This is a genomic window from Terriglobia bacterium, from assembly GCA_020072565.1.
GTDB lineage: Bacteria > Acidobacteriota > UBA6911 > UBA6911 > UBA6911 > JAFNAG01.
In genome coordinates this window covers 1-6,385 of the sequence record JAIQGI010000114.1, presented here as the reverse complement: position 1 = coordinate 6,385, position 6,385 = coordinate 1, and the positions used below count along the sequence as shown (strand labels likewise).

General features: G+C 59.9%; 3 protein-coding genes. All 3 read right to left on the bottom strand.

The annotated features are described in order from the left end of the window. Positions 1–3,501: hypothetical protein (locus tag LAP85_29330; protein MBZ5500515.1), on the bottom strand; the 3,501-nt coding region annotated here is incomplete at its 3' end. Between the two features lies 1 nt (position 3,502). Further along, the gene (locus tag LAP85_29325; protein MBZ5500514.1) at positions 3,503–4,816 is read right to left on the bottom strand and encodes a hypothetical protein; all 1,314 of its coding nucleotides are present in this window, start codon (positions 4,814–4,816) and stop codon (positions 3,503–3,505) included. 301 nt (positions 4,817–5,117) lie between these two features. Then, the coding region (locus LAP85_29320) for a hypothetical protein (protein MBZ5500513.1) at positions 5,118–6,385 on the bottom strand (1,268 nt) is incomplete at its 5' end.

The following is a 6,385-nucleotide window of genomic DNA, read 5'->3' as shown; positions in this document are numbered from 1 at the left end:
ACCGATGGCGTTGACCTTTGAGCGCAGGCGCATTTCACCAGTCGCGATGTCCCCTTGAAGCCCCTTTATCTCTTCCTCAACCGAAACCTGCGTCCTGGCGGGCTTCTCTTCGACTGGACCAGTCGGCGGGAGTTCTTCGACTGGTCCGCGCGCCTGAGTGCCGATAAAGCGGCCTCGTTCTCCAGCCGGGAATTTGTCCCCGAGCACTTGCACAACCGCATATCTGGCGTTTTCGGTTCGCTGCCGCTGCCAGGCGCCTTGTGACGGCGCCCACCTGAAACCGAGAGATTTCAGCTTTATGATCGTTTGCGGGTCGGGCTTGCCATCAAAAATCAGTTGGATACGGTTATCTTCGGCGTTGTCCACGATGCGACCACCGTCAAAGGGAGTCTCGGCGGTCGGCTTCGCGCGGGTCTCCTCGATACCAGAAACACGCGCCTTCATGCGCTTGATGTTGGCGAGGTTGTTTTGCAGCTGGTAGTCGGCAAAGCCGACACGGCCCATGTAGTCAGGTTCAAGCACCTTGGCTGCGGTTTCCTTGCTGATGTCCAGGAGATTTGCGATTTGCTCTATCTTCTGCTCATCCGTGAGTCCCTTCTTGCGGACAATGGCGTTCGCCAGCCGCATGGCTTCCTGCTGCTTTTCAGCCTTGTCGATCTTGGCTTGCAGCAAGTCGGGCGCGTTCTCCTTGTCTGCGGAAATGGGGGCGTTCGGACTGTGGCGCTGCAGAGCGCGGTTGAGGTATTCCTTAGCCGCTTCGTATTCGTTTACTGCTTTACCTTCGATGGCGTGGGCGCGCTCGGGGTTGCCCCGGTAATTGCTCCGGCCCGTGACGGTCCAGGGGGGCGCAACCTCGCGGGCGCGGGTGAACTCCCTTGCCATGTTCAGGCGTGCGGCCCGCAGTCTGGATAGGGCGTTTTCCACATCCTCTGGAATTTCATCTATGCCGTACCGCTTCAAGCGGTCGATGGCCTCCTGCCTCCACTGTGCCGTCTCTGCGTTGAATGAGGCGTTCTCTTTTGCAAGATCCTTCGGGAAGTGCGAGAGGCGATTGAAGCGCTCGACGTCCTGCGCGGTGAATGGCCCCGCTTCGGTCGGCTGGGGTTCCGGTATGCTTCGCGCTTCCCCTGGCCTCTCGAAGAGCGGCCCCTGAAGCAAGTTTGTCTGCTGCGGCGCTGGCCTCAACTCCCCGGTTTTCGGCGCAACCCGTGGCGGTTCCTCTCGCGCTGCCGTGCCGCCTCGAAGCGCAAAGGGTTCTTCACCGAATAGCTCCTTTGTCTTTTCGTCGCGGTAGCGGGCGAAACCCTCTTCACCCTTCCATGGACCTGTTACGACCTCTCCCGGTTCTGTCTTTCCCTCAGCGACAGCAATCCTCCCTTTGAGGTTTTCCATCGCAGAATCGAGATAGTCGAAATGATCCGAATCTGCTTTCGTTGCGTGTTCCCATATATCCTCGGGATACCCATACTTCGCTTTCAATCTTGTTATCCAACGATCTGCGTAGTCCTGTGTTTCATATAGCTGTGTTCTCAGTTCATTTGCATCCTCTTTGACTCCAGGTTTCCTCTTCTGAAAGTCAAATATCCGCGCAAACCCTTCCTCCCTGGGTTCTCTGATCGGTGGCTTTTCCTCGCCTGCCATCTTGAACTCAGTGGGGTTGAATTCCGTCTCCCCCAGTCTGCGCTCGAGGTCTTGGATGTGTGCCTTGGCCTGTTCCAGTTCGCTTGCCTGCTCTACTTCTCTCAGTCCCGCTCTTGCCTTCCTCGGGTCTGCCAGCGCCTCAATGAGGCTGTCGGGCAGGTCAAAGTTCTGGTAGCCAAGGTTGCCGAGTTCACCGCCGAGCGTGTCAAGCCCGTGCGTGGCGCCGTTCTTCTGCACGGCAAGTCGGATCCCCTGCGGAACGCGTTCCGTCCAGTCAGTCCACAAGCCGGCCTTGCGGATCTTTTCGGGGTCGATCCCGCCAAGAGACTTGATCGCATTCACGAGGCTCTTGCTCGGATCGAAGGTAGATGCGCGCCTCGGGCCTCCCACGGTGATGGTTTCAACCGGAAGCTGTTGTGCTGGTGCTGCCTCCTGCGCTGGCGCCGGCCCTGGCGCGTTTCCCGCCCTTTCCACGGCGGTTGCTTCCAGCAGCGGAGTCGCCGCGGGAGGCTTCAAAGTTCTCACGTCCTCGGGAGTCAACTTGCCCACCTTGTCGATCAGAACCCGGGCCTCACCTACCGTAAGCTGTGAAATTCGCTTGCCGGCCAGCGCTTCCATGCCCTCGGCTGGTACGCCCTTGCTGTTGGCTACGGCAAAGAGCGCACGTCGCTGCAGGTCCATCATGGGCTGATTGGGGTCGATGACGGCCCTCGGCATCTGGACGCCGGGAAGTGTGGCACCTGGTTGTCTCGGCGGGGTTACGGCACGCGTCGGCTGCTGTTGAATTGGTGGCTGAGTCGGGGTCGCCGTTCCAGTGGGTGGAGCGCCTATCATCGTCTGCTGAGGGGCGTTCATCTGCGCCCTGATCGACTGCTGCGGCCCTGGGAACGGACCTGCAGCAAGGGTTCCTGGCATGGGCGCCTCCGCTTGCGGCCTGGCGGTTGGCACGTTCGCCACCACGGGCCTGACACCGGGAAGCGTTGCGGCGCGCTCGTCGGCCATGTTCAACAGGTCGGCGCGGTCCTTTGGTTCGAGCGCTCCGGGCTGGTCGATGAACCTGCGGATGCCCTCCAGCGATGGGCCGTCAAGGTGCGGGCTCTGGATGCCGGCCTGGAGGCGGTCGACCATTCCGCTGTAGCTTTGCCCGCGCTCGCGCAGGGATCGAGTCCCGTGGCGCAGGAAGCCTGCCGCCATGAGGCCGTCAAACACCGCTTGCGTCTTGCCTGCAGCGGCTCCAGCTTCGTCGCCGGCCATCTCGGCCTTCTTCGCTTCTTGCCAGCCGAGGATTCCTTGCCTCACGGCGTCCCCTGCCAGGAGGGTGCTGTTCAGAAATCCGAGGAACTCCAAATCTGCGCTTGTCAGTGGCCCGAGAGCGGCCATCAGCGCGATATTCTGCGGCGTGGTCATTCCCTCCAGCGCCTTGAGCGCCCCATGCAGTACGGCGGGCTGTTGCGCTTCCGGGCCTGCCGTTCGCCTGATCGGACGCGCCGTGAAGCCCCCCGTGGACATGACAGGTATAGGCGGGCGATTCCCGGGCTCAGGTGCCATGTAAGGCTCGGTGATCCTTGACAGGGGAACCAGAGGCGTAGTTGGCAGCTTTTCTAACTGCCGTACAGCAACGTCGATTCCGGGAGTGCGCCTTGCCTGCCTCACAAACGGACCACCGCCAACGGTAAGGGTTGGTATCGCGCGTGCGGCGGGTTGCGCCTGACTCCCCGCCTTCTGTTGCATCCAGGCGTCAGGGTCCGGGAGGGCAGGGGCCTGCTTCTGTCGCAGCCAGGTCTCGGGATCGGGAAGGCTCTGCGCTTTCTTTTGTCCCAACCACACATCGGGATCGGGAAGCTGATTCTGAATCGCCATGTCATCGCTCCACTATCGTGTAGCCTTTTTGTCTGAATGCGGCCTCGGCCGTCGCGTAGTCGACGTTGTTTTCGGTGGCGTACTGCTGCACCACGGCCCTGGGCACGGTCTTCACTGCGCCGCCTGCGGGCGGTGCCGCTCCTCTGCCTTGCTGCGGTTGTCTGGTGACGATCTGCACCGGCTTGGCCGCTCCGAGCCCGAGAAAGCCTCCCGGTTTTCCTTCCCCGGGAGCAACGAGGGGTTGTTCATTCGCCAGGAAGGATTCGAAGAGCGTGTTGAGCAAGTCGGATTTCTGCTGATCTTCGAGGTCGTCAAAATTCGGGTTCAGTTTCCGTGCGGCTCCCAAGGCTGCTTCGAAGCTTCTCCTAACTGCCTCAGGGTTCGCGCCGTTCTTCGTCGCCCGGCTCTCAATCTTTGCTTGAGTGAACTTCATTCGCCCAGTAATTTCCGCCTGGGTCTCGCGGGTGCGCTTGGTGATCTGATTCTGGGTGGAAACTATGCGATCGAGTCTTGACTGGTTCAGCTTGTCGAGCGCGAGTTGAGCAACCTTGTCTCCTTTGGCCGCACGCATGGCGAGTGCGACTTCGGTCGGGGTCTTGTCGAGCTGTTCTTGCTGATAGGGCGTTATGGGCTCCGTTCCTTGCGCCTTCTGTTCGGCGCTGGTCGCCTCAGCCTCAGCCTTGCGCTCTTCGAGCGGTCCCGTTTTCTTCTTGTGTTCCAGCTCGATTTGCTTCGTCAGATAATCCAATGTCTGCGCCCCGTCCATGTTCGACGTGACCCACTGCTGAATCATCGGCCTTGCCGCCTCGTAGGTTGGGGGAAGCGTCATAACCTCATCGGGCGGGAGAAGCCGTTCCCTCGCAGCCTGCACCACGCCTGCGTGATAACTCCGGTCGTCGGTGATCGAAGCGGCGATCTGCGCCTTTCTCTTGGCTTGCCCGCTCTGGACTTCCAATTGCTTCCTGGCCTGCTCTAGCTGAGCCTCTGCCATGCCGGCCAACTTCGTGCGGAAGTCCATCAGCATCCGGCCGCGCCCGTTCTGCGCGAGAGTCCGCTCTATACCTTCGTTGTCAATCGAGGTTCTGCCCTGGTCGTCGACGGTCGTGTTGAGCTTGACCGCATCGTTCAAAGCCTTCTCGTCTGCGGCCCTCTCCTGAAGCTGCTTGTTTTGGAGTTGCGTCTGCTCAAGGTTCGCCTGCCCTGTTTTGTTTTGCTGAATCAAGTTCTTGAGCGTGAGCACCTGCCCGACCTGCTCCATTGGATTCGGTATCACGGGCGGCCGCACCTGCATTGAAATTGATGGGTCGATAGGCATTTTATTTTCCTCCAAACGCAGTGAATGATTCGAATGATCTGAAAAATCTGTCGAAAAACGCCGAGGCCTGCGCCTCTTTGACATTCTGCAGAACTTGGTTCAGTTGCCCGGTCATCCAACTGCACCCCGGAACCCTATTCGCAAATTGAATGCAGTCCAGGATGACGCCTTCAAGTTCACCAGGGTCGCATTCCGCGACGCACTTTTCCGGATCGCTCAACAGGATGCTGCAGTTTTCGAGCCGAATCTCGTCGAGCTCTCTTGTGAAGTCTTTACACATGTCTTTTTCTCCTTTCGTTCCTCATGACCAAGCGCTGACTGCATACGCCTGCCTGTTGACCTCTTTTTGGCTGCCCGGTTTTTCCGGTGGCGTCGGGCGGGCCATCAGGATATTCCGCAGGTTGGTGACTGCGTAATCCGCGCCGATGTACTTCACGCGACCGTCTTCCTCCGTGCGTCTCAAGTTCTGCATCTCGCGCCAGAGATTCGGACACCGCTGCCGGGAGATGAAAAGTCTCGGCGCTCCCTGCTCCCCAGTGAAAAAGTTTTTGCGCTTGGGATCGATCCGCAGGTGTTCCTTGATGAGATCCAGGCCCACACCTTCCGAAGCCCTTCGCGCGATGACCGTAGAAATTTCCTCTCGCCGCAGCGCGGCTGAAATGCTGAGGATCTCATCCACGTTCCGCCCATCGTCGGCGCCGGAGTGAAGACGGGTGGCATCCTGTTTCCCATAAGTAGCGATCAGGTTGCGGATCGCTCGGGCGTTTTCCTGAAGCGGCTGGTTTGCCTGATAGTGCTCTTCGAGAGCGAAGAAATTGCCTTCCCAATCAATACCAGCCTGCAGGAATGCGGTCGTCGCGCCGTGGTTGAGCGCGGAGATTTTCTTGAGCGGCAGGCAGAATGCAACCCACTTATGCAGGTCTGCCGGGTTGATGTATCGATCCAGATTGTGAACAGCCTCGTTTAGCTCCGGGAACACCTGATCCCCCTGCGCGAGCGCTTTTACCAGTGCGCCGGCTGCCGCGTTTATCAAGTCATCGTGACCATTTGGGCCGTGGTCGATCGAATCCTTTCCGCCCCGGGAGGTCCTGCGCTCCAGGTTGCACAGCTGCGCGATCAGGCGCGGGCTATCGAGAAGCTCAAGCCTGCCTGAGTTCAGCGGTGCGAGCAGTTCCCGGTAGATGTCAGACTTCGCGGCCTCGGAGGTCTTGTATTCCACACCATGCTTGCGGAATTGCTCTCGCGGCCATTCGCCTGCGTATCGGTCGCCCTCAACCTGGTACACGTGGTAGGACTTGAGAAGCTCCGCAAACTCCTCGGTAACCTGCTCGGGGCTGAAAGGCGGCTTGCGCTCCCGCACGCAGTCGAGCACGCCCCTGCCATCCTGTTCGTGCGAAATAGCCAGGGTGAAGCTGTCCTGCGAGCCTCCAGACGGATCGACAAAGCCCGCATACCGGACGCCAGCCATGAAGGGCAGTTCGAGACGGCCGGGGACCCGGCAGGCTTCCACGGCTTCGCGCGCCACGAAGGTTTCAATGTCGCACCTGAACAAGCCGCCCCACTCGGCAG

What these genes read in the sequence shown, in the direction of transcription:
- LAP85_29325 (MBZ5500514.1), bottom strand. Translation starts at nt 4,816, where the DNA reads ATGCCTATCGACCCATCAATTTCAATGCAGGTGCGGCCGCCCGTGATA.